Origin of the sequence: Rhodococcoides trifolii, assembly GCF_014635345.1 — a bacterium.
In the GTDB taxonomy this organism is placed as follows: domain Bacteria; phylum Actinomycetota; class Actinomycetes; order Mycobacteriales; family Mycobacteriaceae; genus Rhodococcoides; species Rhodococcoides trifolii.
Genome location: NZ_BMCU01000001.1, coordinates 1,041,897 through 1,068,389 on the forward strand (window position 1 = coordinate 1,041,897; position 26,493 = coordinate 1,068,389).

Genomic DNA, 26,493 nt, shown 5'->3' on the forward strand with positions numbered 1-26,493 from the left:
TCGGAGTGGGCGCGCCGTGCTGTGTGTGGGTGGCTATGCCACCGCCACCCGCACCTGCGCATACCCCGTCGCGCCGTCCGGGACGGTGTCCGCCAGGTCTTCCGTCTGTACCTCGCCGGTGCTGTCGGTCGCGCGCGCCTCGATCAGGTGCGACCCGGACGCCGCCGACCACGGAACCGTCCACTGACGCCACGTGTCGCGCGAATACTCCTCGGACAGCGCGGCATCCGTCCACGGTCCGCCGTCGAACCGCACTTCCACGCGCGAGATGCCGCGATGCTGGGCCCACGCGACACCGGCTACGACGACGTCGCCCGCTGCCGCCGACCGGCCTTCGCGCGGGGTGTCGATGCGGGTCGCCGTCTTGATCGGCCCCTTCTCCGACCACCCGCGATCCGTCCAGTAGGCGGTCGCCTTGCTGAACCGCGTGACCTCGAGGTCGGTGACCCATTTCGTCGCGGAGACGTATCCGTACAGTCCGGGGACGATCAACCGCGCGGGGTATCCGTGCTCGACCGGCAGCGGCTGTCCGTTCATGGCGACGGCGAGCATCGCGTCGCGGCCGTCGAGCAGAACCTCGAGCGGGGTTCCGGCGGTGAACGCATCGCGACTCGACGAGAGCACCATGTCCGCCTTCGCTTGCGGGCCGGCCTCTTCGAGCAGATCCTTCAACGAGTATCCGGTCCACACCGCGTTGCCGACGAGGTCTCCACCGATCGGGTTCGACACGCAGGTGAGCGTGACCATTCGTTCCATGGACATTCGTGACTGCAGGTCCGCGAATGTCAGCGTCATCTCGCGATCGACCATTCCGTGAATGCGCAGACTCCACTCCTGCGTCGACACCTTGGGTACGACGAGCGCAGTGTCGATCCGGTAGAAGTCGGCGTTGTCGGTCACGTACGTCGACAGACCGGAGAGCTTCAGGTCGGCTCCGCTGGGAACGGGTGGCGCCGGGCTCGTCGGCGTCGGAACCGCGAACGTGGCGCGGTCCTGTGTCACGCTGCGGGTCGACGCGCTGAGCATCCGGCCCGCAACGCCGGCCAGGACGGCCGACCCCGCGATCACGGCGCCGAACGTCAGGAAGCTGCGCCGCCCCGACCCGTCGACGGTCTCGGCGCGGGTCACCAGCGCGCGCAACACCGCAATTCCGGCGGCAACCCCGACGAGGGTCGGGACCGCTGAGGTCAGCGTCGCACCCGATCGTGTTGTGGCCGAGACGATTCCGATGAGTCCCAGGACGACGAACAAGGCCGACCCGTACGGTGCGCGTCGGCGCTCGACCACGCCGGCCAGCGCGGCCAAGCCGACGATGATCACGGACATGCCCACGAAGAGCGCGGTCTTGTCGGAGGTGCCGAAGGTGCCGATCGCCCACTCACGCACCGCCTCCGGGGTGTTGTCGACGACGGCGGACCCCACCGCGACGTACGGCGACGAATCGGGCCCGATCAGCGCGGCGAGTAGTTCGCCGACGCCGAGGACGAAGGCAGCGGCCAGGATGCCGGAGATAGCGCGTTTCACTTCTCCTACAGTAAGCGCGGCCCCAGCACGCTCCTGAGATACGCGTTGTCGAACGTTCCCTGCGGGTCCACTTTGTCGCGAACCGCCACGAAGTTGTCGAAGTGCTCGTAGGTCGAACGCAGATCGTCGGCGGCGCGGGTGTGAAGCTTGCCCCAGTGCGGACGGCCGCCTGCCGCAGTGGCGATCTTCTCGACGGCGTCGAAGTAGGCGCCCGGCTCACGCCGGTGGTACTGATGCACCGCGACATACCCGGTGGCGCGTCCGTAGGCGGTGGAGAGCCACACGTCGTCGGCTGCGGCGCAGCGTACTTCCACCGGGAAGGCAACGCGGTAGTCCGAACGATCCACCCAGCGCCGGATCTCGTTCAGCACGTCGGGAACCTGCTCCACCGCAAGCGCGAACTCCATCTCGCGGAACCGCACCCGACGCGACGACGCGAACACCCGGTAGCTCCGGTCGGTGAACGTCCGCGCGGACAGGGCGCGCGCGGCCAGGCGATTCATCGCGGGAATGACGGTCGGTCGTACCGCACCGATGCGGTTCAGGACCTCGAAAGCCGAGTTCGACAGCAGCTCGTCGTCGACCCACCCGCGAACGCGACCGAGCGGCGCGGGTGCCTCGGTAGCCGCACGACGGGTGTTTGCTTTCGTCAGCACGCGATCGGTGTGCGGGAACCAGTAGAACTCGTAGTGGTCGAGGGCGGCGGTCGTCGCCGCGAACCGTTCGAGAGTCTCGCCGAGTCGTCCCGGCGCCTCGACGGCGCGCAGCAGGAACGCGGGTTCGCACCGCAGAGTGACGGCGGTCAGGACGCCGAGTGCGCCGAGTCCGAGCCGCGCGGCCTCGAGCAGGTCTCCGGTCGCCTCCACCTCGTCGCCGTCGGAGAGTACGATTCGAGCTCCCACCACCTGTGAGGCGAGACCGCCGAAACGGGCGCCGGTGCCGTGAGTTCCCGTCGACAGTGCCCCTGCGACGCTCTGCGCGTCGATGTCACCGAGGTTGGTCATGGCCAGTCCGCGTTCCCACAACGCCGGTCCCAGGTCGTGCAGCCGCGTGCCGGCACCGACGGTGACCAGGGAGGTTCCGTCGTCGCAGCGAGTGACGGATTCGATTCCGGTCAGGTGATCCAGCGACACCGACACCCCATCGGTCACGGCGACGCCGGTGAACGAGTGACCTGCGCCGACGGCTTTGACCCGGTGCCCGGACGCAGTGGCGCGCTCGACGACCGAGCGGAGCTCGTCGACGTCGCGCGGGACGTACGCCGCCTGCGGCCGCGCCTGCTGGTTACCGGCCCAGTTGGTCCACACCTGCGTCATGGTCCGATTTTCACTTGGACGTGCGTCCAGGTCAACAGTTGACTACCATTCCGGAGATGCTGAACCGGCTGCCCGCAGACGTGCGGCGTACGCAGTTGATCGAGGCCGGTCTCACCATCGCCGAGAGGTCCGGCATCGCGTCGGTCACCGTGCGCGCCGTGGCGGAGCAAGCGCATGTCTCGCTCGGCGTAGTTCACTACTGCTTCGAGAACAAGGAAGCGCTCGTCGCAGCGATGGGCGAACAGCTCGTCACTCAGCTGAGCGGGGCCATGCGCGAGGCATTGGGCGCCGAGACAACCGAGTCCGCCGCATGCTTGACGGGGGCGCGAGGCATGCGCGAGCTCCTCCACCGCGGACTCACGGCCATGTGGGACATCATCGAGAACACTGCGGACCGGCAGCTGCTCACGTACGAGATCACCACCTACTCCCTACGTTCGCGCGCGGCCGGCTCGACCGTCGCCGGTAACATCGGCCTCCTGCAGTATCAGGTGATGGACACCGAAGCGGCGCAATTCCTGGCTCGTACAGCAGCATTCACGTCGATGGCGTGGACGGAACCGCTGAGCTCGCTCGCGCGGGCAGCCCTGGCGACCATCGACGGCTTGGTCTTGCGGTGGCTCGTCGACCGCGACTCCCTCGCCATCATTGCCGAACTCGACGACCTCGCAGCACGGTTCACGACGAAAGCGGTGCCTCTATGACGCGCAGCGTGCAGGCCGGTGCCCGGCCGTCCGCACGATCGATCACCGACCGCCTGGGCAGTGCCACCGCGCATCTCGACCCACCGCTGCTGGCTCTCGATCGAGAGGCATTGCGGGCCAACATGTCCGATCTCGTCCGTCGCGCCGGGGGAACGCCGATCAGGGTCGCCTCCAAATCGGTCCGCGTCCGTTCGCTGCTCGACGAGGTTCTCGCTGTGGACGGGTTCGTCTCGGTCATGGCCTACTCGGTTCGCGAAGCCGTCTGGCTCGCCCGCTCGGGCGTCGAGGACATTCTCCTCGGCTACCCGTCGGTCGACCGTGAGGGGTTGGCGACCGTCGTGAACGACCGTGTTCTGTCCGGCCGCATCACCCTCATGGTCGACTCGCCCGCGCATCTCGACGCCATCCGGGCGGTATCGGAATCCTCGATGGTGCCGCCGAGAATCTGTGTCGACGTGGACGCGTCCCTGCGTCTCGGACCGGTCCACATCGGTGTACGACGGTCACCGTTGCGCGAGCCTGCCGACGTCACCGCGTTCGTGAAAATTGCACAGGACAAGGGGTTTCGCGTCGTCGGCATCATGTTCTACGAAGCGCAGATCGCCGGACTTCCCGACGCGAATCGAGCGGTGGAGTGGATGAAGCGTAGGTCTGCCGGGGAACTCGCCTACCGTCGTCGCGCCGTCGTGGACGCGGTCACCGAGGTGGTCGGTCGCCTCGAGTTCGTCAACAGCGGCGGCACCGGATCACTCGAAGTGAGCGCGGCCGACCCCGCTGTGACGGAGGTGACCGCGGGTTCCGGACTGTTCGGGCCGACCCTGTTCGATCGGTATCGTGCGTTCACCCCGGCGCCCGCACTGCAGTTCGCGCTGCCCGTCGTGCGGACTCCCACCGACCGCATCGCCACCGCATTCGGCGGCGGCTACGTCGCGTCCGGTCCCACGGGTAAGTCTCGGGTTCCTCTTCCGCAGAGCCCCTTTCAGCTCATGAAGAACGAGGGTGTCGGCGAAGTTCAGACTCCGCTCAAGCACGACGGCAGGCTCACCGTCGGCGATCGTGTCTGGTTTCGGCACGCCAAGGCCGGCGAGGTCTGCGAACGGTTCACCGAGGTCCGTATCGTCGAGGCGGACGGGTCACTCACCACGGTGCCGACGTATCGCGGCGAAGGGCAGTGCTTCGGTTAGGAGCGATCATGACTGATCACAACGGTGTCCGCACTCGGGCGTGGCACGACGGGAAGGTCGTGTCGGAGGGTTTCGCACTCGGCGAACTGTCGGACTATCTCGCGCGCGAGGATCGATTGGTCTGGGTCGATCTGTGCTCGCCCGATCACGACCACCTCCAAGAGCTTGCGGCCGAACTCTCGTTCGATCGCAACGCCGTCGAGGACGCGATCTCCGAAGGAGAGCGTCCCAAGGCGACGAGGTACGCCCACCACACCTTCGTCTCCGTCTACGCAACGCAGATCGCGGATTCCGCAGACGACGAGAGCACCGACATGTTGGAGTCACGCGTGCGCAAGACGCGCGTGTCGGCCTTCGTCTTTCCGCGAGGCATGGTGACCGTGCGATCGAACGACTTGTTCGACATGGACGAGGTGATCACTCGGTGGGAATCGGACTCCGACATGCTTGCTCTCGGCGTCGGCGCTCTGGTGCACGGGCTCCTCGACGTGATCGTCGACGGCCACTTCGACACGATCGGAGTGATGGACGACGCCATCGAGTCCCTCGAGGACTCGCTGTTCGACGATTCGACCCGCACGAAAGCGTTGCAGCAGTACACCTATCGGGTGCGAAAGGAACTCGTCGAACTGAGACGGGTCATCCTGCCGATGCGGGAGGTGGTGAACGGCGTGATGCGCGAACGTCAGGAGATCAACCCCCGCGGGAATGCTCTGGACGGCGACTACGCCGACCTCTACGACCACATCATGCGTGCCACCGAATGGACGGAATCGTTGCGGGACATGGTCGGTGCCATCTTCGAGACCAACCTGTCGCTGCAGGACATTCGCATGAACATCGTCATGAAACAGCTCACCGGCTGGGCCGCCATCATCGCGGTGCCGACGGCCGTCACGGGATGGTTCGGGCAGAACGTGGCCTATCCCGGTTTCGGTGACACCGGCGGCCTGGTCTCGAGCACCGTCGTCATCATCGGATCTGCCGGCGGTCTGTACGTGTTGTTCAAGAAGCGCGGGTGGTTGTGACTACCGCGACGGGCTCAACCTCAGAAACGCCCCCAGCTGAGGCAACCCCGCCGGGGTGGACGGCAGGTACTCCGTCAACCGCGGCGACCGCACGACGTACGCGGCCCACTGCCCCCGCGAGATCGCGACGTTGAGTCGGTTGCGCGACAACAGGAATGCCATTCCGCGCGGAACATCCTCGATCGCCGACGCTGTCATCGACAGAATCACCACCGGAGCTTGGCGCCCCTGGAACTTGTCGACGGTGCCCACCTTCGTATCGGCGAAACCGGCCCGCTCGAGGTGGTCCCGCAGCACCTGAACCTGAGCGTTGTACGGGGCGACCACGAGGACGTCGCCGGGCGCGAGTCGTCTCGTCGGCGCCGGCCCGTCCGTCCACTTCTTTCCCAGCAACGACTTCACCAGCTTCACGACGGCCTTTGCTTCCTCCTCCGAGTACGTCGAATTACCCTCGTGCGCAACCAGAACAGTGTGTACGCCGGGCTCGACTCCGGCCAGCATCCGCTCGGGAGCGTTCGACTCCAGACGCCCGTCGTAGGCCAGCGCGGACACGGGTGCGCACAACGCCGGGTGCATACGCCAGGTGTGGGCGAGGAAGTAGCCGAGATCGTCGGGCAGGGTGTCGTGGCCATCGGACAGCCACTCCAGCGCAGACGTGTCCACCGGTTCGGGGTGACGTCCTTGACTCACCTGAGGCAGCTGCTGTGGGTCGCCGAGCAGGAGCAGCCGTCTCGTATTCCGAGCCACGGCAATGGTGTTGGCCAGCGAGAACTGCCCGGCCTCCTCGATCACCAGGAGATCCAGCGGTTCCTCGAACTCGGAGTCCTTGACGAAGGCCCACGCAGTCCCGCCGACGACGGCGCCGCCGGAACCCAGGGCCTCGCCGACGTTCTTCACGACGGTCCACGGCGTGCTACCGGCCGCGTCGCCGCGCTTGAACACCTGTTGGGGAGGGACGCCCTTGTCGAGGACGGCCGCCAGCATGTTCTCCACCACCGCGTGCGACTGAGCGACGATGCCGACGCGCCATCCGCGGCGGTTCACCAGATCGGCGACCACACCGGAACCGGTGTGCGTCTTGCCCGTTCCCGGTGGACCTTGGACGGCCACGTAGGAATTCTCTGATCCCAGAACGGCCTCGAGCACCGATTGTCGATCGTCGTTCCGAGAACGGGGCAGCGGTCCGCGGGGTGGTTGTCGCCGGAGCAGGTCGAACACAGCGTTGTCCGGCAACGACTCTGCGGCCTGAACTTCGAGGGAGGTGCGTTCGATGGACTCGGCGAGTGACTTGGCGGACGGTCCGGACTGAGGGGCCACTGCCATCGGCAGGTCGCCGTATTCGGTCGCCACTCGCTTGAGGCCTTCTTCGACGTCCACCCGGGTACCGTCGTCGGCCCAGTCCACGATCTTCCCGGTGGTGCACCAGCGGACGGTCGGATCGTCGCCGACCTCCATCCAGTCGGGAGCTGGTGTCTCGTAGAGCAAGTAGACGTCGCCGCCCATCGAACTTCCCTCGGCCCACCGACCCGTCAACCGAACTGTTCGACGTGGCCGGCTGCGCGGCGTGCGCGGCGGCTGCCAGCCGTCGGTCTCGGCCGAGGTCGCAACGATCGTGTCCTTGGTGTCGGCCCACTCGTCGACCGGGCTGCTCAACCGGTCGAAATGTCCCCACCAGAACGGCTTTTCCTCCCGGCGGTGATAGCCGAGCGCCGCCGCCAGCAGCGCGTAGGCACGCTCACCCGTGGACTCCGATCGCTCGTACAGCGTCGTCTCGAGGTCGGTCCGTTCGTCCTGCGCCGGCTCCACCGGCTTCGTCTCGTGTGGCGTCACACCGTGTTCGCCGGCATGCGCCGTCAGCCAATCACGCAGCGCCAGTGTCGATTCACAGTCGTAGCGGTTGTACTCGGCGATGTCGTCGAGGATCTTCTGCGCCGCGTCGGCCTGTCCCTGGTCGCGGAGATCGCAGTAGTTCCCGTACTCGACGATCGACGCGGCGGCGTCTTGAACGTCACCGTCACGCGCGTCCGGCATGTAGAGCGGTTCGAGTTTCTTGATGCTGTACGACCGTGCTCCCACCCGAAGGCTGGCTCGCACAATCGGATACAGGTCGACCAGCACGCGGTGGCGCAGCATGTCGTCGACGGTCTCCTCGCCGACCCCGTGCCGACCCGCCAGACGAAGCAGAGCGGTCTTCTCGTACGGCGCGTAGTGATAGACGTGCATACGGGGGAACTGGCGTCGTCGTTCCGTCACGTAATCCAGGAATTCGATCAGCGCCCGGCGCTCCGATGCGCGGTCATGGGCCCAGAACGGCCGGAAGGCGCCGCTCGACTCCACCACCCCGAACAAGTACTCGAGCCCCCAGTCCGCACTCCCGGGCTCCGCCCACAACGGATCGCCCTCGAAGTCGAAGAAGATGTCGCCGGGATCGGGTTCCGGGAGCGAACCGAGCGCCTCGGGATCGAAGAACTCGACGACGGGTTCCCCGGACAGTTCCTGGCGCACCTGCAACGACGCCTGGGCGACCAACCCGCGGAACGTCCGCGCCGACATGCCGTCGGGAACGTCCGTCGCGGCAGCCAGGTCGTCGATTGTTCCGATGCCGCTGCGCAGCAGTTCTTCTCGCTGGGTGGACCGGACTCCCGCAACGAGCATCAGGTCGCGCGTGCGTTCGATTTCCGGGGCGCAGGCGTCGCAGCGGCCGCACGCGCGCACCGTCAGGTCCTCCCAGGCCGCGGGCAGGAGTTGGTCGTGATGACGGCTCAACAGTCGAACCATGACATCTCGCGCCTGCCGAAACACGGGCAGGACGTCACGCAGGTCGACAACGGAGTGGGTGCCGTCGCCGAGCACGAGATGCGCGTCGGGCGAGATCACGGCACCGGTCTGCGCGAGGGTGTCCGCGTAGGCGGCGATCTGCAGAATGGACGACACCTGTTCGTGCCGTGCAAGTTTGGTGTCGTACACCGTGTACGCCTCGAGTGCGCGATCCCACACGAGGAAGTCGCTGAACCCGAGGAACTGCGACTCTTCCGAGAAGATCGTGCCCTGGTAGATCACGGGCGTTCGGGCTGCCATGGCCGCCGCCGTCGCGTCGCGAGCCACCACGATCTCCGAGAGAATCCGCGTGCTCGACGGCCGCGGGATCTGAACCACTCCCTCGCCGAACTCACGTCGAAACTCGCGCAGAACACGTTGCTCGTGCTCCGAGCCGAGTCGGGACAACCGCTCGAGCATCGGGTCCGGCGCGCTCTCCACGGCTACTCGCCCGAGGTGGGCGTCGAGCACGGTCAGCAGTCGGAACTCGCAGTCGGACGCCACCGTGAGGTCGCTTGCGCTGTGCACCAGAAGCTCTCCGAGAACGAACACGCTTCGACCCTACTGGCGATAGCGCAGCGCCACCTCGACACGCGAGGTGCAGTCCCACTTGCGCATGATGTTGCGCAGATGGCTCACCACCGTCCACCGGGAGATGCCCAGCCGATGTCCGATGTCGACGTTGCTCAGACCGCCGGCCACGAGCTCTGCGACCTGGGACTCCCGCGCCGTGAGCGCCTCGGTGGTCGGGTCCGGTACGACGTGCAACGTCTCGGTGCCCGACGCGATCGCCGGATACATCGTGTGGACGGCGGCGAGCGCGGGCCGTGGGGGTGACCGGTGCGACCCCGAGCGCCACCCTGGCCCGTGATCGGCGACGTAGGTGGCGAGCAGCCGGTCGCGATCGAGCTCGAATGCCCCGGTGCCGACGAGGGCGTCGACGGCGTCCACGAGGTGGGCCGCACCGTCTGAGACGGTGTCGTGGCGGGCGGCTCCCGTCGACCCGGCGACGAACTGGACGAACACGTGCTGACCGTGCGCGGCCGCGACCGGGTACGCCGCCCGGAGCCGTTGCCTCCCGGTGGCGCTGTCCCCGATCTGCGCCTCGATCATCGCCGCGGTCACGTTGAACCGGGCGAGGAGAAGGTCGTGGCCGGCAACGGCGGCGTGAGCTCCGGCAGCGGTCAGAACGGCGTGGGCGTCGGACGGTCGCCCGTCGTGCACGAGTCGGGACGCCAGATCGAGCGTCACCTCGGCGGCGATCGTGTGGGAACCGCCCGCTGCGATCTCTCGCTCGACCGAGCGTAGGACGGCCGTGGGGTCCACCCGCGGAGCCCAGACCGCTGCGAGAAGTTCTGTGCGCCAACGGATGTCCCTGTTGTCGGGCCCGGGTGACGTCGCCGCGTTCAGAAGGTGGCGACTGATGTCCACGTCCCCGCTGGCGAGGTGAAGTTCGGCCGAGATCGATCGAAGGCGACATCGAATGTCGTTCGATGCGGACGTCGACGTGTTCAACAGTGCGGTCACCTGCCGATGCAGCGCGCGGTAGATCCCGGCTGCGACGAGCGCCGGAGCGAGTGTCTCGGCGATCTCGACGGCGTCGTCCCACCGTCCCGATGCAGCGAAGCGGTCGATGGCGACAAGTCCGTGCCGACGCATCGCCGACGCGTGCCCGACGAACCGGTACGGGTCCATGCGTGCCGTGCGCAGATCGTCGCGCACCCAGACGTCGACGGCGGTGGCCATGGCGGGCACCAGTTCGGCTCCGCCCGCCATGGCCCAGTGGCGCACTGCGTCGGCGGCGTGACCGAGGTGGCTCATCGTCACCGCGACACGGGTGCCGGCTGTTTCGGACGCGGGTCCGCGTACCGGGTAGGACACGCGCACGACCCCGGCCGCGGCGAGTTCGTCGATGCCCGTGTCGACGTCTGTACCCGCGTCCGTGACGCAGCGCAGCATGTCGACGAATGCCGTCCCCGTGGCAATGTGCAACCACCGCAACACGTCCGCGGCGTCCGGCGACCGCGGCTCCGGCACCGACTCGACGATCGCGTGCGAGCCGGACCGCGCGAGCCGTTCGACGAACCCGGCCCACCGGGACCCGTTCTCCAGCGCGTCGACGACAGTCATCGGTCCGAGATCGAGCAGCGCCGTGGCGCAGAGTTCCGGGTCGTCGACGGCGATCGCACACCCCGACACGGCCGAGAGCACGGTGTCGTCGATGTCGGCTGCCACCCCGCGCCGGGCGAGTGCCGCCCGAAGCATCGCGGTGGTCACCTCGCTCGCATCGTCGTTCGGTACCGATTCGAGCCCGACCACAATTTCCGCCACGTCACCCCGCCGATCGCGATATTTCCGATGTTCGTTTCGAGCGAATCCACGATCTTTGCGCCTGTGTCCGGCCACGATAACCCGAGCGACCTCCCACAGGTCTGCTAACCACACCACCCGGTTCGCACCGCCGCGGTCGATGCCCGCCACCCGGCATCACACAGATGTGCGGTGTCGACATCGCACTCCCGTGCGATCGATGACAAAACGCACTCGCACGAACATGCGTTTCGCGGTGTCCGAATTGCGCATAACTTCGTCCTCACACCCCAGAGCAGTCATCAATTCGCAGCACTCACGAACGGAGACCGTCATGAACACCACCACCTTTGCAAGCGCGATCACCGCAGTGTCCGCACCCGACGAGAGCGCCCTGGCCGCACTGGCAACGGTGGCGACGCCGCACCAGAGTGTCCCGCGCGGCTCGGGCCCCATGGGCGTGCCGACGTTCTCGTGTGCCACCTTCTCCTGCCTCTGATCACCGCCGGATGACGCTGACCCGGGTCGACCCGATCGCCGCGTCGACCGCACCCCAGCGTCGGGGTGCGGAGCGGCGACTTCGGGCGGTGCTGGATCGGCACCGAGACCTCCTGGCGACGGAGGACGTCGTGGCCGGTCTCACCGCCCGCCTGGACCGGGAGATCGCGGGCCTCGTCACCTGGGCCGTGATCACCGAGTTCGAGCGCTTTCGCACTCTCCACGGGCATCGCGCCGACCCCACCACCGATCGAGCGTTGCGCGAGTTCGACGCAGTCGCGGCGCACGTGCTGGCGGACCGCTGTCCGGAACTGGTCCGGCGAGTCGACGCGGTGGTGGCCGGGCGGGTCGAGCAACTTGCCGATGTTCTGCGCGCCCTCGGCGCCGACCGCGAGACCATCGGAATCGCGGAGCCCGTCGATTCGATCGACTTCGGGCACGGCGACCCGCACGAGGGCGGTCGCCGGGTCGTCATGGTCGGTGCGGGCGATCGTCGAGTGGTCTACAAACCGCGCAGCGGTGACCCGGATCTGCTGCTGCACGCACTCGTCGGTGTCGTCGACCGCGGCGCGGCTGCGTCCGACGCCCTGTCCGTTCCGCGCGTCCTGACGCGCGACGGGTATTCCTGGCACGACTTCCGTGCGCCGCACGGCATCGTCGATCCGGGAGGCGGAACTCGGTTCCATCGCCGGCTCGGTCGGCTTCTCGCGCTGTTCTCCGCGGTCGGCGCAACCGACATGCATCTCGAAAACATCGTTGCGGCAGGCGAATTCCCGGTTCCGATCGACCTCGAAACGCTGCTGCACCCGGCGACGGACCACTCGGTGCTGGCCGACGGTCCCCTCGGCACCGGTATGTTGCCGTCCGCGAGCGACGCCGTATCCGGAACGTGTATCGCTGCAGTCTCTCCGGCGGGTCGCCGAACCGTCGACGGGTCCACCACGCGCGTCCTGGTACACGCCGGCACCGACGCGATGACCTTGGTGTCGCAGCCGACGACGGTCGACGTGTCGTCGCATCGTCCACACGTCGCCGGGGTCGCCGTGCCGATCGAGGAGCACATCGACGACATCGTCGACGGATACCGAGCCGGAGTATCGGTGATCCGCAGTCGCGAGAACGAGATTCGCAAGCTTCTGGACACCGCCGCAGCAACCGAGTTCCGGCGGGTGGTCCGACCCACCGCGGTGTACGGGGCGTTCCTCGATGCCTCGACCCACCCGCGGTACCTCACCGGACCGGCCGAGCGACGCCGGCTGTTCGAGATGCTGCCGCCCACCTTTACGGGCGGAGACGCTGCGCGGAGCCTGGAGTTGCAGGCGTTGTGCGACGGCGACGTCCCGCGGTTCGTCGGCCCGGCCGCAGACACGACGCTGCGCGCGGGCGGTCAGGTGGTCAGGGCAGCGTCCACCGACACGGCTCTCGCCCGCGCCCAACGCTGTCTCGACCGGACGATCCGTACGAATCCCGTTGCCGCAGAGCATGTCATCCGGTCCGCGATCGCCGGTGTGGTCGAGTCCGTCCAACCGAGGTCCGTCCGCATTCGCGGTGACGATCTGCACCGCGCCCTCGTCGAGCGCGATGCCCGGCGCAGCGCCGCACGAGTGTCGCGTCGTGTCGCCGCACGAGCTACGCGGGACGCGACGTCCGCCGTGCACGCCCTGCCTACAGGGTCGGGATCGACACTGGCAGCCTCGGACCCCACCCTCTATCACGGTGGGGGAGGGACGCTCTTCTCGAAGGCCAGGAGCGATCTGCACTCCGTGATCGAGGACGCCGAGCACCGGCTCGCACAATCGTCGCACGATCTGTGCCCCTACACCGGCGCTCTCGGAACGGTCTGGATGCTCCGTGAATCCGCGTGCGCCACACCGTCGGACCGGGTGCTCGCAACTCGGTTGCTGACCGCGATGGTCGAGTGCGCGGACATCGAGAACTACGACCGTCTCGACGTGGTCGGTGGCCTTGCCGGTGCCACCGCGTTGTTGGCCACCACCGACTGGGTTGCGCCGGATTTCCTCGCCCGGTGTTGCGAGCGCCTGGGGCGCCACCTGAACGAACAGGGTTCCGTTGCACGAGGTCTCGCACACGGAATCGACGGCGCCGCGTGGGCGCTGGCGCGAGGCAGCCGTGTCCTCGGCACGGACCGATACGACGGCGTCATCCACCGAGTGCTCGACAACGCGCCGACACCGATCGAGGACGGGTGGTGTTGGGGAACCGCAGGTCTCGCGATGGCGCACACCGAGATCGCACATGTGCTCGGCGAATCCGCTTCGTCCGCCAGGGCGCTCGTCGACAGTACGACGCTCCCGGTCGACGACGACACCCTGTGTCACGGCGGCGCGGGGACCGTCCTGGCGCTGCGGCACATCGCCGCCCTGACCGGTGACGAGGATCGTCATCGCGTACGCGCCGCCGAGCTACATGACCGGATCGTTCGTCGCGGCTACGCCACGGGCCACAGCCACCACGTCGGCGCGCTCGGATTCATGACCGGTGTTCCCGGAATTGCCCACGCACGGCTACTGATTCAGACCGACGACGAACCGGACCCCATCGCTCTCACGGCGTCGACACGCGCTGCACGCTGCCGGGAGAACTGACACCGAACCCGGAAGAGGTCCCCCTCTGCTCCCGCGACGAAGGTCCCGCCGGCGGCCTCGACACGCTCACGCATGTTGATCAGACCGCTACCGGGACGAGTGGTGTCCACCCCGGAACGTGCCCCGTCGTTGACGATCTCCACGACTGCGCCGTCCACGGTGATGGTGCACTCGGTGGCCTCCGGTGCGTGCGCGAGGACGTTGGTCACCGCTTCCCGCACCACCCACGCTGCGCTGCGCGCACTCGTCTCGTCCAGGTCCGCGCCGCCGTCCCCGTCGACTTCCGCGAGAATCGACGCGGACCTGAGCAGCATCAGAGCGTCGTCGAGTTCGGTCCCGATCGCGATGTCGCGGTAGCCCCGCACGAGGGCGCGCATGTCGTCGAGCGAACGTTGCGCGAGTGCGCGGGTATCACGCACGTGATCGTCCTTTTCGTCGATGTCGGCTGTGGCCAGGGCCAATTCGGACTTGAGGGCGATCGAGGAGAGCGACCGGCCCATCACGTCGTGCAGATCGCGGGCGAAGCGGGTGCGCTCCTGTTCCAGGGTCAGCACGGCGATGGTCTGCCGGGCGCCGTCGAGTTCGCGCACGATGCCGAGCACCCAGAGGGACAGCCGGACGAACACCAGGTTGAAGAACATCGACCCGGCGAAGAAGAACAGCGCCGCCGGCTGACCGGTCAGAGCCAGGCACAGCGGAACGGCGACCACCGACGCGAGAACGCCACGTGTGGTCGAGACGAGCGCGAAGGCGAACGCGACACAGATGACGATCAGCGTCGACTGCCACACCAGACCCCGGTACGCACTCACGCCGATCACGGCCGACACGGCGCCGACGGCGAGCGCTGCGGCCGCGTAGATCCACACGCTGCGGCGGAACGCGCGTGTCGGTTTCACGTCGGCACGAGAGGCGCGCACGATCAGGTAGGAGAGCCCGAGAAGTGCGGCCACGGTGAGCGCGAGGCACACCCAGGTCGAGACCAGGTGAAACCGCAGCTCGCTACGTCCGATCAGGGTCGCGATGTCTCCCCAGGCGAGGATGAGCAGCGTCGCTGCGACGTAGAGCCCGCCGAGGTTGAGATAGCGCCGCTCGGGACGTTCACCCGGGACATTTCTCATGTTCATCTCCTGACCTTGTGCACTAACCGAACGCCCCGCGCACGAGAAAAGTGGACAGCACGAACCCGGTCGTCACCTCAACGAAAGGAAAGTTGCCATGTCGCACTTCACCAAGGACGTCATGAAGTTCGGACCCGCCCCCACGCTGGCGCGCGAGATCCCCGTGACCATCGCCAACCTGCTGTTCTCGATTCTCGCCGTTGCCGTCATCATCGCCGTGCAGGGCGGTGTGGACGCGGTCGTGATCGTGGCCGCCGTCGTGCTCGTCGGGTACTCGCTCGGCCGTACGGCCTACGTCGCTCTCCGCGGTCAGCGGACGGCCGGCCACAGCTGAGGCCGTCACGCCCAACCCTTCTCGACCGCCAACCGTGCAGCTTCGTGACGGTTGCGGGCCCCGAGCGTGGACATCGCGGAGGACAGGTAGTTCCGTACCGTACCCACCGCCAAGTGCAGCTCCTTCGCGATGTCCGCCACCGGAGTGCCGGGGAGAACCAACTTGAGCACCTCGATCTCACGGGGGCTCAGCGGGTTCTCCGGCGCGGCGATCACTGACGCGGCGAGCTGCGGATCGACGTAGGACTGGCCGCCGGCAACCCGCACGATGATGTCGGACAACTCGTTCACCGCGGTGGACTTCGTGACATATCCACTGGCTCCCGCGGACATCGCCTCACGCATGGTCGAGGCGGTCACGCTGGCCGTCAGAATGATCACCTTGACTCCCAGAGGCGCCAACTCGGCGCACGCCTCGATGCCGGTCATGATCGGCATGTCCGCGTCGAGCAGCGCGATGTCGGGAGTGTGGGCCTTGGCGAGCGAGACGGCCTCGGCGCCGTTCGCGGCACCACCCACCACCGACAGGCCCGGCCGCAGATTCAACAGTTCGACGAGAGCCGACCGAATGGTCACCTCGTCGTCCGCAACGACGATTCGTAGATCCCCCACGCCAGTGAACTCGTTTCGCCTAGGAAGAGAAGAACGCTTCGAAGCTTATCGCCCCGAAGCAGTCTCGGCCGGAAACCCCGCACACACCCCTCGTGTGCGGGGTTTTTTCTGTTCCTGCCGCGCATGACATTTCGCACCCGAGATCAGTGATCCAACACCTGCAAAGGACGTCACTTCGACACTGCCGCACCTGCTTTCGGTCGAGCAATATCGATGTCAGCACAGAGACGACGAACCACCGAGACGACGAACCACAGAGACGACGAACCACCGAACGAAAGGACGAGGTCGTGACGATCGCAGACGTGGACACCGCACTGGTGTCGGAACTGATCGGTAAGGCGGACATCGTCACGCCGATGACGATCCGCGCCGGCGTCCGGACGGGATTGTTCGACGCCCTCGCCGCAGGACCGCGTGACGCCGTCGCCGTGACCTGCGCCATCGGAGGCGACCGCCGCGGAGTGCAGGTGGCCCTGGACCACCTCGTCCACGAAGGCCTCATCGACGCCGACACGACGGGCACCTCGCTCACCACCTACTCCTTGACTCCGCTCGGCCGGCTGCTCACTGCCGAGCATCACGAGCTCGGGGTGCGGGACCTGCTCGACACCTCGACTCTGGTGGGTCGCAACGAAGTGGCCCTGACCGACTTCCATCACACCGTCCTCACCGGACGTCCCGCCTCGGAGGCATCGACCGGCCGCACGCTGTGGCAGGAAATCGACGACGAGGAGGGATGCGTCGACGCCTTCGAGTGGGACGAACCGGGATTCGCCGCGGAGTCCGTTCTCGGATCCGACGTGTGGAACGACGTCGAGACCGTCGTCGATCTCGGCGGCAACACCGGATCGCTGCTGCTGGCCCTGCTGACGCGATACCCGCATCTGCGCGGCACCGTCCTCGACTTCCCGGTCTTCGCCGACCGTGCGCGCACCCGCGCCGTCGAACGTGGACTCGGTGACCGACTCCGCGGCGCCCACGGCAGCTTCTTCGACCCGCTTCCCGTCGGACACGACGTGTACCTGCTCTCCGCCGTCCTCGCCGATTGGAACGACGACGACGCGACGGCGATCCTTCGCCGCGCGGCCGAGGCCGCCGGCGACCACGGCCTTGTGGTCGTCGCCGAAGTTCACCTGATCGCCGACGGCACCCTCGCGCCCACCACCTCGGTCGCCGTCCGGATCGAAGGATCGGTCACCCGGCCCGACCGCACGGCCGACGACGTCGCCGAGCTCATCCGCCGCGCCGGATTGCAGATCGAGTCGTCCGACACCTCGGCTGCGGACCGGTCCCTCTTCATCGGGAGAAATGCATCATGACCGACATCCTCGAGCACTTCCACGCGATCTCGCACGAGCACGCGCTGGGAACCGCACCCCGCACCGCCGGCGACCGACTCTTCGGTCGCAACGCCAACTACCGCATCACAACCGACACCGGCGACTACTTCATCAAGAAGCTCCAATTCTCAGACGCCGCAATCAAAATGGAGAACTGCCTCGCCTACGACAGCTTCGTCTCGCGCCACCCCGCAGCGGGATTGCCTCGCTCGCCGCGGATCCTCGCGGTCAACGCAGAACTGGGCATCATCGTTCAGGACTTTCTGCCACACGCGGAGAACGGCAGCACGCTGATGGTCGAGGAACGCTTCGCCACCACCGTCGCAGCAGACATCGGCCGCTCGATCGCCGGTCTGCACGCCCGGCCCACGTTCGGAGTGCCCGATCGCGACGACCGACCCACGCCGGCACCGTCGACGACTCTGCTGGCCGGCATTCCGCACCGCCACCTCCGGCATCTCACCGGCGGCGAGCTGCAGGCGTACGGACTCCTCCAAGCCGACGCCACGCTGTGCGCGGCACTCGCCGACCTCGCCCGGACGTCGAACTCGGTCGACAGGACTCCCATCCACGGTGATCTCCGCGTCGATCAGATCCTCGTCGACGACCGCACCTGGATCGTCGACTGGGAAGAATTCGGCACCGGAGACCCGGCACGTGACACCGGATCGTTCCTGGGTGAGTGGCTCTACCGCGCCGTCCTGGACATCCCCACCAGCCGCGGCGGCGGGGCCGCCATGAACCGGGCCGAGGGCGCCGCCGCGGTGGTCCGTCGCGGACACGAGAAGGCGCAGCTGTTGGCACCCATCGCCCGCGCGTTCTGGTCCGCATACCGCGGGGCACGCGACGTCGACGACGAGTTCGTGGCGCGCACAGGACAATTCGCCGGCTGGCATCTGCTCGACCGCCTCGTCGCGGGCGCCGCCACCAACGCCGTGCTGCCCGCGATCCATCGCGCCGCCGCGGGAGTGGGACGCTCCGCCGTTCTGAATCCCGCAGGTGTGCACCGCTTCCTCGGATTGGAGGACCTGTCATGACGACCACTCGCTGGGACAGCCGCATCCGGATCGACACCGAGGCAGTCATCGCCACCGTCGACGGTGAGAGCGTATCGGCGCCCGACCTCCGTCAGCTCGAGTCCGACCTCGGCCGCCGCCTTTACGAACGCCTGCACGTCGGCTGGCCGATCGGCCGAAACTCGTTGTCGCGCATCGATCGTGACCCGGCCACCGAGAGCGCGATCGCCGACCGTCTCCCGCGCCGCGAGATTTCGCTTCCCGTGACCGACGTTCGCGTCGACGGCGATCGCACCACCGGGTCCGTCATGGGCGCGCGGGTACTGCTGGACTCTCCCGAGCCCGTGTTGCGTATCTCGGACAGCTGGCCGGCGCTGTCGCCGGGTTTCTACATGGTGTTCGGCGACGAGCGACCACGAGCGACGGGTCGGGACGCCCTCTGGCGGGTCTACCTCGCGGCCGACGGCATCGACGCCGCGCTCGACGACTTCGCACTCGCCGTCGGATACCTGCGGACACACGGTCGCAGATGGCAGGCCAAGATCGCGTCGACCCCGGCGGTCTACCCCCGCACCGACGCTGTGACCGTGTACCTCGACCACACCGACCGCCATCATGCGAGCATGCTCGCCGACCTTGTCGGATCCGTCACCGGACGCTGGAACCGCGTGTCGGCCTTCGTGACCGAGCTCGCGCCCGGTGTCGGATTCGCCCAGGAACCGGCCGACCCGGATCCGACCCGACGCGGCTTGAGCTACGGCCAGCACCGCGCGTCGATCGTGGCCCGCGCCGCCCTGACCCCCGGCCTCGACCTCGCCGCGGCACTCTCCGCGGCCGGCGTCGACCCAGTCGAGTACTGGCGCAACAGTGTTGCCGACAAACACGGTGTTACCGAAAAACACCTTGTTGCCGACAAGCACAGTGCGCCGGCAACCCCCACACTTCTCGCCGCGCCCGCGGCGAGTGGCTCCGGACACCGTGTCCGGTAGCAAACAAGGAAGGAATCATCATGAGCAACAAAGACATCCTGGACGGCTTCGACTCCTACGCCACGCCCGAGGAGATCGCCGACACCAACGCCGGTGACGCACCTGCCACCACCGTTCCGTGCTCGGCGCTCGCCTCGATCACCACCGCCGAACTCGGCTGCTGAGCAACACCTTCCGCACACCCACCGAACAAACCACTCGAAAGGAATCATCATGAGCGAGAACACCAAGGACATCCTGGACGGCTTCGACTCCTACGCCACGCCCGAGGAGATCACCGACACCAACGCCGCCGACACCCCGGCCACCACCATCCCGTGCTCGGCCCTGGCGTCCTACGCCTCCGCCAAACTCACCTGCTGACCGTCCCCTCCACCGCAGCACCAGCGAAAGGAATCATCATGAGCAACAAGGATATCCTCGACGGCTTCGACTCCTACGCCACGCCGGAGGAGATCGCCGACACCAACGCCGGCGACGCACCCGCCACCACCGTTCCGTGCTCCGCGCTCGCCTCGATCACCACCGCCGAACTCGGCTGCTGAGCACACCCCTCGCATCACCCTCCATCGGAAAAGAACACGAAAGGAACACCGAAATGAACGAGAACACCAAGGACATCCTCGACGGCTTCGACTCCTACGCGACGCCCGAGGAGATCACTGACACCAACGCCGCCGACACCCCGGCCACCACTATCCCGTGCTCGGCCCTGGCGTCCTACGCCTCCGCCAAGCTGACGTGCTGATCGGGTACTGACCGCGCGAAATCCCATCGCTTCGATGCCGCCGACCGTCGCCGTGCCCTGCTTCATACGAACGCAGGCATGGACGGCGGGACGGCGGCACCGGGCGGGGATCGCTGACACCCACTACGAGCGAGGACTGCCATGACCACCCCGACGATCCGACTCTCCGCCTACAGCCCCTACTCCGGCCCGCACGTGCAGGACGCGGCCTGGTGGGTCGCACTCGGCGCGTCCCTCGGACTCGAGCGGGTCTGGTTCGGCCAGCAGTCCTCCGTCTCCGTGCTCGGCGGCGTCGGATACGCCGCCGGCCGAGGCCACCGCGTTCCCGTCGGCTCGGCCGTCACCCTTCTTCCCACCACGACACCGTTCGCGTCCGCACTCGAGTTGCGTTCGCTCGCACAGCTCTCCGGCTCGACGGTGTCCGCCTACTTCTCGCCGGGATACCCGGCGATCCAGCACGCGCTCGACGGCCGCCGCTGGCCGAGCCCGCTCACCGCGACGCGAGAGTTCTTCGCGGCGCTGCGCGGTCTGCTCGCCGGCGCCGACGTCAGCGAGCGCGGCGACTACTACTCCACCACCTTCACCAGCCCCGCCGAGGACGTCACGTCGTCCGTCGAACTCGGACTCGGCGTCCTGCGGCCCGCGATGGCGCGGCTCGCCGGCGAGATCGCCGACGGCGCGGTGACCTGGCTGTCGTCGCCCGACTACCTGAGCGAGGTACTCGTGCCCGCGCTGCACGACGGCGCTGATTCCGCGCACCGGGCCGCACCGCGCGTGGTGGCCACTCTGCACGCCGGCGTCGGCGTGGACCCGGCGGACGCGGTCCAGGTGGTACGCACCGGAATCGGACCGCACCTGTCGGCGCCGCACTATCGAGACATGTTGACGCGCAGCGGTCTTCAGCTCGACGGACCGGTGACCGATGCCGACGTCCGAGCGGTGATCGACCGTCGTCTGTTCGTCGTCGGTGACGCGCTCGACGTCGCCGCCCGCGCGGCGGAACTCGCCGACGCCGGGGCCGACGAGGTCAGTGTGGTTCTGCATGACGCGCCCGGTGCCACCCGCGACGACATCCGGCGGGCATGGACCGATGTGGCGTCGGCGGCCCACCGTTCGACCGAAAGGACAGCAGCATGAATCTCACCATCGTCGTCACCGGCGCCGTCAGTTCGGCGTTCATGCCGTACTGGGCCAACTGGATTCGGATGCAGCGCCCCGACATCGCGACGCACTACCTGCTCACACCGTCGGCGGAGAAATTCGTCAGCGCCGACGCCATCCGCACCGTCAGCGGGGGCGACGTCGACACCGACTCCTGGCAGGGTCTCACCGATCCGCTGCACGTCACCCTCGGCGACTGGATGGACGCCATGGTCGTCTACCCCTGCACCCTCAACTACTTCTCGCGATTGGCTCTCGGCGTGGTCGACTCCCCGTCGCTGCTGGCGCACGCGTGCACCGACATCCCCGTCGTGGTCGCGCCGTCGCTCCCACCCGGCGCGTACGAGAACGAGCCGTACCGGATGCACCGTGCGGCGCTCGAAGACCGCGACGACGTGCTGATCGTGGAGCCCACCCCCACCCGCAGTGCCAGTTCACCGCGTCCGGCGTACGGCGCTGCGCCGATGCCCGATTGCATCCAGAGGATCGATGCCGCATGAGTACCGACACGCTCACCCCTGGTCCGTTCGACGCGGCGGTGTCCTACGGCACCGCGATCCGGACCACCCACATCGAGCCGGCGCGGCGGGGTCGGTGGCAGTGGACGCGCACCGCACCGCTCGAGCGGCACCGGTTCTCCTCCGGGCTGTTCACCGTTCCGCCCGCGACAGCGCGTGCATCCGGTCCGGGGCCGCGCTTCGCGGTCGGTGCCGGCGACACCGGCCGCCGGGCGTACGCGCTCCCGGCCGGGGAGTCCCTGGCGTCGGTCGTGTTGTCCGGGACCGCGTCGGACCGGGACTGGCCCGCGGTCTACCGACAATGGGGAATGTTGTTGGCGTCCCTGCACTCTCGCGGCGCCACTACGCTCGACACCGCCCCACCGGCTCGCGCACGAGTGCAAGAATGGTGGGCGCACCCGACGCCGGAAGACACCCGTCGGGCGACGGCGCGCCGGTCGTTCCTCGACGCCCTGACGGACTCGGCACGCGAACACCTCGACGACCTTCTGGCCGTCGACCTCGCGGCCGCGCGCGTGCTGGTGCACGGCTGGGCGGGCCTCGGTCTGAGTGTTCAGGACGCCGCGGGCGACGTGGTGGTTCTCCTCGGTGAGGACGTGGGTTGCGCGCCGGGTGAATACGACCTCGGGGCCTTGATCGCGCAGTCCGTCGAGCTGGCAGTGTTCTCCCCGCCCGGGACCGCCCCGTCGCCCACTCTCGTCCGCGATGCGCTGCTCGACGGATACGACCGTCCCGCCGACCGGCAGGCGCTGGCCGATCACACCATCGAGCACGTGGTGCGGCACGTCGCCGACTTCGCCCAGTTCTCCGACTTCGACGACGGCGAGCTTCCTCGGTGGGCCGCGTTGGTGAACTGGTTGGACGCGGGCCGCAGGAGGCTGACCGAGTGATCGTGTCGGACGTCCATTGCCGCAACGGGATCCGCTCGATCGTCCTCGATCGTCCGGGTAGCTCGGCCGTCGAGATCGCATCGGTCGTGCGCGCAGGGTCACGTCACGACCCGCCGGGCAGGATCGGCACCGCGCACCTCACCGAGCACCTCCTCACCGTCGGTGCCGACGACGTCTCGCGCGGGGTGGAATCTGTCGGCGGCTCGTTCGCGGCGACCACCCACCCCGATCACATGCAGTTCGTGACCACCGCGCCGGCGGGCCTGTGGAACGACCTGCTCCTCGCCGATGTGAATCGCGTACACGGTCGAATGATGCTGCAGAAGAGCGATATCGACGCCCAACGGGTGGCGGTGGCCGAGGAGATTCGGGCCGCCGCCGCGTCACCGTCCCCCTGGCCGGGCATGACCGGGGCGCTCCACGGCGGCGACGACGCCCTCGGTCACGACGGCTTCGGCGAGATCGCCGATCTGGACCGGATCGATCTGGCGGTGTGCACCCGATTCGTGAGCGCCGTCGTGCGCCCGGAACGCGCCGTGATCGTCGTGGCGTTGGACGTCTCGTCCGCGGGCGGTCCGGCGCGCATCCTCGACGTCGTCGACAGCGTGCAGCCCGCCCCCGCCCCCGCCCCCGTCGCCGCCGCGGGCCCGGTCCGCGACGCCTACCCGACCAGCACGCTGGGCAGCCCGCACACGGCGACCGGTAGCGGAGTCACCGCCACCTGGTGCGGATGGAGCGTCCCCGGCCTGTCCCGTTCGACCCGTGACCATCTTCGGTGGTTCGGCGCGGCGGCGGTCCTCGAACAACGTTGTGCAGGATACCGATTCGGCCGCTCCGGAGTCGGACACGTCGGCGACCGGGAAACCCTCGCGGTGGCAGGGGGGTCCGTCGAGAATATCCTCGAGCTCCTGGAGGCTCCCGTCACTGTGTCCGAGCACGAACACGCACGTCGTCGGTTACGCGGCGCCGCAGTGGACTTCGAGCACGACCCGGCGTCGATCGCCCGACTGGCTGCCTTCACGGACGCTCCGACGGTCCGGTGCCCTAGTCTCGATCGCAGCGACCTCGACCACGCGCTCGCCCGGCTGCGGTCGACGACCCCCGCCGTGGTCACACCCGATCCCGACGCCCCCGTCGACAGATCGGCGAGGCCGAGTTCCGCGCAGGCGCCGCAGTCGACCCGTCGACGACCGATCGAATTCGTACACAACACGATCGGATCGACAGCCCGCCGGCTGAATGTGTGCGGTCCGCACGCGGCAGCGCTCGAGATGGACGGTCCCACTTACGTCTGTGTCCGAACCCCGGCGCCGTTCCGTTCCCCCCTGTGGGAGAGAGTGACCGACTTCTCCGGGCATCGGTACGCCACCCGAACCCAGTCGACCGAGCAGCTGGCGCACGCACTGGACCACCTGCCCGACACGGTCTCCGAACTCGCCGCCGTCGGCGCCGACGCCGGTGCGGCGTTGCGTCGCCGCGTTGCCCCGCATCGAGGCGACGGGATATCGACACGAGCGGGCGCGGCGCGCTGGCTCGCCCTCGGCGCACTCAACTCGGTCCACCGGATTGCCCTCGGCCACGCACCGATCGTGCGGGTGCTGCGACTTCCGACGCGTCCGCATCCGACCGTTCAGCTCGTCGGGGACCCCGGGATCGACCTGCACACCCTCGTCGACGGGTGGACCCCCGCGGAGCTCGACCGGACGAGGACGTTCTGCGCCGGCCAGGCCCTGAGCGCGACCGCGACCGGCCGCGACACCGCGGACCTGCTGCTGACGTTGCTCTGCAACGACATTCGCGTCGACGGGGACCCCGTCGAAAGCTTCGCCTCGTCGCTGCTCACCACCGGCGACGGGGAGATTCGCGCCGCCGCGCACCGCGTGCTGGAGATGACAAACGTCATGTCGGCCGGGTGCGGAACCTCCGGGCAACTGTCGTGAACTCGCACTACCCGCAGCAGTCCGACCGACGAAGGATGGGAAACATGACTACAGCACCCGCCCCGGACGTGGTCGTGGCGTCCGGCATCGACTACCACTACGACGAATATCACGCCGTCCGCAACGTGTCGCTGACGGTTCGCCGCGGGGAGATCTTCGCCCTGCTGGGCACCAACGGTGCCGGCAAGACCACCACTCTCGAACTGCTGCAGGGCTTTCGGGGCCGCACGTCGGGGGACCTGACGGTCTTCGGCGTGGACCCGCACGCGGACCCGGCGACGGTGCGTGCACGGACCGGCGTCGTGCTGCAAGAGTCCGGTCACTTCGGTGAGATCACCGTGCGCGCCGAGCTGACGATGTGGGCGTCGCTGTCCTCGCGAACCGACTCCGTCGACCGTGTTCTCGACCTCGTCGAGCTCACGCACCGGAGCGACAGTCGCATCGACTCCCTGTCCGGCGGGGAACGCCGCCGCCTGGACCTCGCCATGGCCATCTGGGGGAGCCCGGAACTGATCGTTCTCGACGAACCGACCACCGGTCTGGACCCCGAGTCGCGCCGCACCCTGTGGGGACTCGTGGAGCGTCTGCGCGACGAGGGAACGACGATCATCCTCACCACCCACTACCTCGAAGAGGCGGAGGAGTTGGCCGACGTCGTCGCGATCATGCACCAAGGCGCTCTGGCCGTACACGGCACGCTCGACGAGGTCCTCGCGTCGCGTCCGTCGCGAATTCAGGTCGACGTCCGGCCGGCCGACGGTGAGGCGCTGATGGCGTCGGCTCCCGAGGGTGTTCACGCATCGTGGGACACCCGCCGGCGGCCCTCGGATCCCACTCTTCGTGTGCTCGAGATCGTTGCGTCGGACCAGCAGAAGGCACTCACCTGGACGCTCGGCACGGCGGACCGTCTCGGCCTCGACCTCGGTCCGCTGCGCGCCAACCCTGCCTCGCTCGACGAGGTCTTCCACCACGTCAGGAACGCCACACAGGAGGTAACGGCATGACCACCACGGAGGATCGCCGCATGCAGACGGCGCCCGCACCCACCCGCCGACTTTCCGGGTGGGCACGGACCCGCCGGATGACCGCCTTCGAGACCGGCATGATCTTCCGTCAGCGCAACACCCTGCTGGCGACGGTGCTGGCACCCGTGTTCGTCCTGTTCTTCCCGGTGATCTCGCCGCCCACGGAAGACGCCGCATGGACCATCCTGATGGCACCGATGACCGTGCTCGTGTTGGTGTTCTCGGTGTACATCAACGGCGCGACGATCGTGGCCGCACGACGCGAGAACCAGGTGCTCAAGAGGTTGCGGACCAGCGAGCTCACCACGACGCAACTGCTGGTGTCCATGACAGCTCCGCTCGTCGGGCTCGGAATCGTGCAGGTGGGCATCGTGCTCGGGGGAGTGAAGCTGCTCGGCGGTCCACTCCCGGCCCACCCCGCGGTCATCGTCACGGCGGCGCTCGCGACGGCGCTGCTCTCCGTGGTCGCCGGTGTCGCCATCGGTTCCATGTCGCCGAACAGCGAACGGGTGCAGTACGCGGTGATGCCGCTCCTTCTGCTCGCGGCCATCGGCTCGAACCTGCTGATGTCGCCCGGTGTCGACCCGGAGGTGCGCGGTTACCTGCTGTTCGCTCCGTTCACCGGGGCGGTGGATCTGGTCGCACGTTCGGCCGAGGCGCAGCCGATGCTGCCGACGCCGCCGCTTCCTGTGTCGCCCATCGTGTTCGACCTCGGCATCACCGGTTTCTGGATCGCCGCCTTCGCCCTGATTGCCGCAGCCACGTGGCGTTGGGAACCGCGCCGATAAGGGGCACTGCCGGACAGCTACC

At 68.0% G+C, this 26,493-nt stretch carries 25 protein-coding genes; 19 read left to right on the forward strand and 6 right to left on the reverse strand.

The features are described 5' to 3' along the window. Positions 1-33: 33 nt before the first annotated feature. Both IEW02_RS04835 and IEW02_RS04840 read right to left on the reverse strand, forming a co-directional pair. The gene (locus tag IEW02_RS04835; protein WP_188543509.1) at positions 34-1,524 is read right to left on the reverse strand and encodes a molybdopterin-dependent oxidoreductase; all 1,491 of its coding nucleotides are present in this window, start codon (positions 1,522-1,524) and stop codon (positions 34-36) included. A gap of 5 nt (positions 1,525-1,529) precedes the next feature. Next, complete coding sequence (locus tag IEW02_RS04840; RefSeq protein ID WP_188543510.1) at positions 1,530-2,840, reverse strand: D-arabinono-1,4-lactone oxidase; 1,311 nt, start codon at positions 2,838-2,840, stop codon at positions 1,530-1,532. Between the two features lie 56 nt (positions 2,841-2,896). Here IEW02_RS04840 and IEW02_RS04845 point away from each other — a divergent pair, with 56 nt between their 5' ends. The 3 genes from IEW02_RS04845 to IEW02_RS04855 are packed head-to-tail and all read left to right on the forward strand — an operon-like array spanning position 2,897 to position 5,756. Continuing rightward, complete coding sequence (locus IEW02_RS04845) at positions 2,897-3,544, forward strand: TetR/AcrR family transcriptional regulator (protein WP_188543511.1); 648 nt, start codon at positions 2,897-2,899, stop codon at positions 3,542-3,544. Further along, the gene (locus tag IEW02_RS04850; RefSeq protein WP_188543512.1) at positions 3,541-4,728 is read left to right on the forward strand and encodes an amino acid deaminase/aldolase; all 1,188 of its coding nucleotides are present in this window, start codon (positions 3,541-3,543) and stop codon (positions 4,726-4,728) included. The genes IEW02_RS04845 and IEW02_RS04850 overlap by 4 nt, the downstream gene beginning before the upstream one ends. Positions 4,729-4,736: 8 nt before the next feature. Then, the gene (locus IEW02_RS04855; RefSeq protein ID WP_188543513.1) at positions 4,737-5,756 is read left to right on the forward strand and encodes a magnesium transporter CorA family protein; all 1,020 of its coding nucleotides are present in this window, start codon (positions 4,737-4,739) and stop codon (positions 5,754-5,756) included. On the opposite strand, the gene IEW02_RS04860 is transcribed toward IEW02_RS04855, so the two are convergent. Further along, the gene (locus IEW02_RS04860) at positions 5,757-9,125 is read right to left on the reverse strand and encodes a TM0106 family RecB-like putative nuclease (protein ID WP_188543514.1); all 3,369 of its coding nucleotides are present in this window, start codon (positions 9,123-9,125) and stop codon (positions 5,757-5,759) included. A 9-nt stretch (positions 9,126-9,134) separates the two neighbouring features. Further along, positions 9,135-10,904, reverse strand: coding sequence for a helix-turn-helix transcriptional regulator (locus IEW02_RS04865; protein WP_188543515.1), 1,770 nt, complete (start codon positions 10,902-10,904; stop codon positions 9,135-9,137). Between the two features lie 313 nt (positions 10,905-11,217). Between IEW02_RS04865 and IEW02_RS04870 the strand changes: the two genes are divergently transcribed. Together IEW02_RS04870 and lanM are read left to right on the forward strand one after the other, a co-directional pair. After that, positions 11,218-11,382 carry a hypothetical protein gene (locus tag IEW02_RS04870; RefSeq protein ID WP_188543516.1) on the forward strand — a complete coding sequence of 55 codons (165 nt, stop codon included), beginning with the start codon at positions 11,218-11,220 and terminating at the stop codon, positions 11,380-11,382. Between the two features lie 10 nt (positions 11,383-11,392). Continuing rightward, the gene (lanM, locus tag IEW02_RS04875) at positions 11,393-13,987 is read left to right on the forward strand and encodes a type 2 lanthipeptide synthetase LanM (RefSeq protein ID WP_188543517.1); all 2,595 of its coding nucleotides are present in this window, start codon (positions 11,393-11,395) and stop codon (positions 13,985-13,987) included. Here lanM and IEW02_RS04880 read toward each other — a convergent pair. Next, positions 13,915-15,108 carry a sensor histidine kinase gene (locus tag IEW02_RS04880; RefSeq protein ID WP_188543518.1) on the reverse strand — a complete coding sequence of 398 codons (1,194 nt, stop codon included), beginning with the start codon at positions 15,106-15,108 and terminating at the stop codon, positions 13,915-13,917. The genes lanM and IEW02_RS04880 overlap by 73 nt on opposite strands. A 97-nt stretch (positions 15,109-15,205) precedes the next feature. On the opposite strand from IEW02_RS04880, the gene IEW02_RS04885 reads away from it, so the two are divergent. Next, positions 15,206-15,442, forward strand: coding sequence for a hypothetical protein (locus IEW02_RS04885; RefSeq protein ID WP_188543519.1), 237 nt, complete (start codon positions 15,206-15,208; stop codon positions 15,440-15,442). A 5-nt stretch (positions 15,443-15,447) separates the two neighbouring features. Here the strand turns inward: IEW02_RS04885 and IEW02_RS04890 are convergent, their stop codons facing one another. Beyond that, complete coding sequence (locus IEW02_RS04890) at positions 15,448-16,053, reverse strand: response regulator transcription factor (protein WP_188543520.1); 606 nt, start codon at positions 16,051-16,053, stop codon at positions 15,448-15,450. A 290-nt stretch (positions 16,054-16,343) separates the two neighbouring features. Between IEW02_RS04890 and IEW02_RS04895 the strand changes: the two genes are divergently transcribed. The 13 genes from IEW02_RS04895 to IEW02_RS04955 all read left to right on the forward strand — a co-directional run bounded on the left by IEW02_RS04895 (position 16,344) and on the right by IEW02_RS04955 (position 26,471). After that, positions 16,344-17,375 (forward strand): methyltransferase, encoded by a 1,032-nt coding sequence (locus tag IEW02_RS04895; protein ID WP_188543521.1) that lies wholly within the window; start codon positions 16,344-16,346, stop codon positions 17,373-17,375. Further along, positions 17,372-18,433, forward strand: a complete 1,062-nt coding sequence (gene lxmK / locus IEW02_RS04900; protein WP_188543522.1) for a class V lanthionine synthetase subunit LxmK — start codon at positions 17,372-17,374, stop codon at positions 18,431-18,433. The genes IEW02_RS04895 and lxmK overlap by 4 nt, the downstream gene beginning before the upstream one ends. Then, positions 18,430-19,401, forward strand: coding sequence for a T3SS effector HopA1 family protein (locus tag IEW02_RS04905; protein WP_188543523.1), 972 nt, complete (start codon positions 18,430-18,432; stop codon positions 19,399-19,401). The genes lxmK and IEW02_RS04905 overlap by 4 nt, the downstream gene beginning before the upstream one ends. 20 nt (positions 19,402-19,421) lie before the next feature. Next, a complete protein-coding gene (locus IEW02_RS04910; RefSeq protein ID WP_188543524.1) occupies positions 19,422-19,565 on the forward strand; it encodes an LxmA leader domain family RiPP in 144 nt (47 codons plus the stop codon). 49 nt (positions 19,566-19,614) lie between these two features. Next, positions 19,615-19,764: an LxmA leader domain family RiPP gene (locus IEW02_RS04915; RefSeq protein WP_188543525.1), complete on the forward strand. Its 150-nt coding sequence runs from the start codon at positions 19,615-19,617 to the stop codon at positions 19,762-19,764. A 38-nt stretch (positions 19,765-19,802) separates the two neighbouring features. After that, a complete protein-coding gene (locus IEW02_RS04920) occupies positions 19,803-19,946 on the forward strand; it encodes an LxmA leader domain family RiPP (RefSeq protein ID WP_188543524.1) in 144 nt (47 codons plus the stop codon). A 53-nt stretch (positions 19,947-19,999) separates the two neighbouring features. After that, entirely contained in the window at positions 20,000-20,149 is a 150-nt protein-coding gene (locus tag IEW02_RS04925) for an LxmA leader domain family RiPP (RefSeq protein WP_188543526.1), read from the forward strand. A gap of 141 nt (positions 20,150-20,290) precedes the next feature. Next, complete coding sequence (locus IEW02_RS04930; RefSeq protein ID WP_188543527.1) at positions 20,291-21,286, forward strand: LLM class flavin-dependent oxidoreductase; 996 nt, start codon at positions 20,291-20,293, stop codon at positions 21,284-21,286. After that, entirely contained in the window at positions 21,283-21,810 is a 528-nt protein-coding gene (locus IEW02_RS04935) for a flavoprotein (protein WP_188543528.1), read from the forward strand. The genes IEW02_RS04930 and IEW02_RS04935 overlap by 4 nt, the downstream gene beginning before the upstream one ends. Further along, the gene (locus tag IEW02_RS04940) at positions 21,807-22,718 is read left to right on the forward strand and encodes a hypothetical protein (RefSeq protein WP_188543529.1); all 912 of its coding nucleotides are present in this window, start codon (positions 21,807-21,809) and stop codon (positions 22,716-22,718) included. Before IEW02_RS04935 ends, IEW02_RS04940 begins: the two co-directional genes overlap by 4 nt. Continuing rightward, the gene (locus tag IEW02_RS04945; RefSeq protein WP_188543530.1) at positions 22,715-24,658 is read left to right on the forward strand and encodes an insulinase family protein; all 1,944 of its coding nucleotides are present in this window, start codon (positions 22,715-22,717) and stop codon (positions 24,656-24,658) included. Before IEW02_RS04940 ends, IEW02_RS04945 begins: the two co-directional genes overlap by 4 nt. A 44-nt stretch (positions 24,659-24,702) precedes the next feature. Further along, entirely contained in the window at positions 24,703-25,662 is a 960-nt protein-coding gene (locus IEW02_RS04950; RefSeq protein WP_188543531.1) for an ABC transporter ATP-binding protein, read from the forward strand. After that, entirely contained in the window at positions 25,659-26,471 is an 813-nt protein-coding gene (locus IEW02_RS04955) for an ABC transporter permease (RefSeq protein WP_188543532.1), read from the forward strand. The genes IEW02_RS04950 and IEW02_RS04955 overlap by 4 nt, the downstream gene beginning before the upstream one ends. Positions 26,472-26,493: the final 22 nt, after the last annotated feature.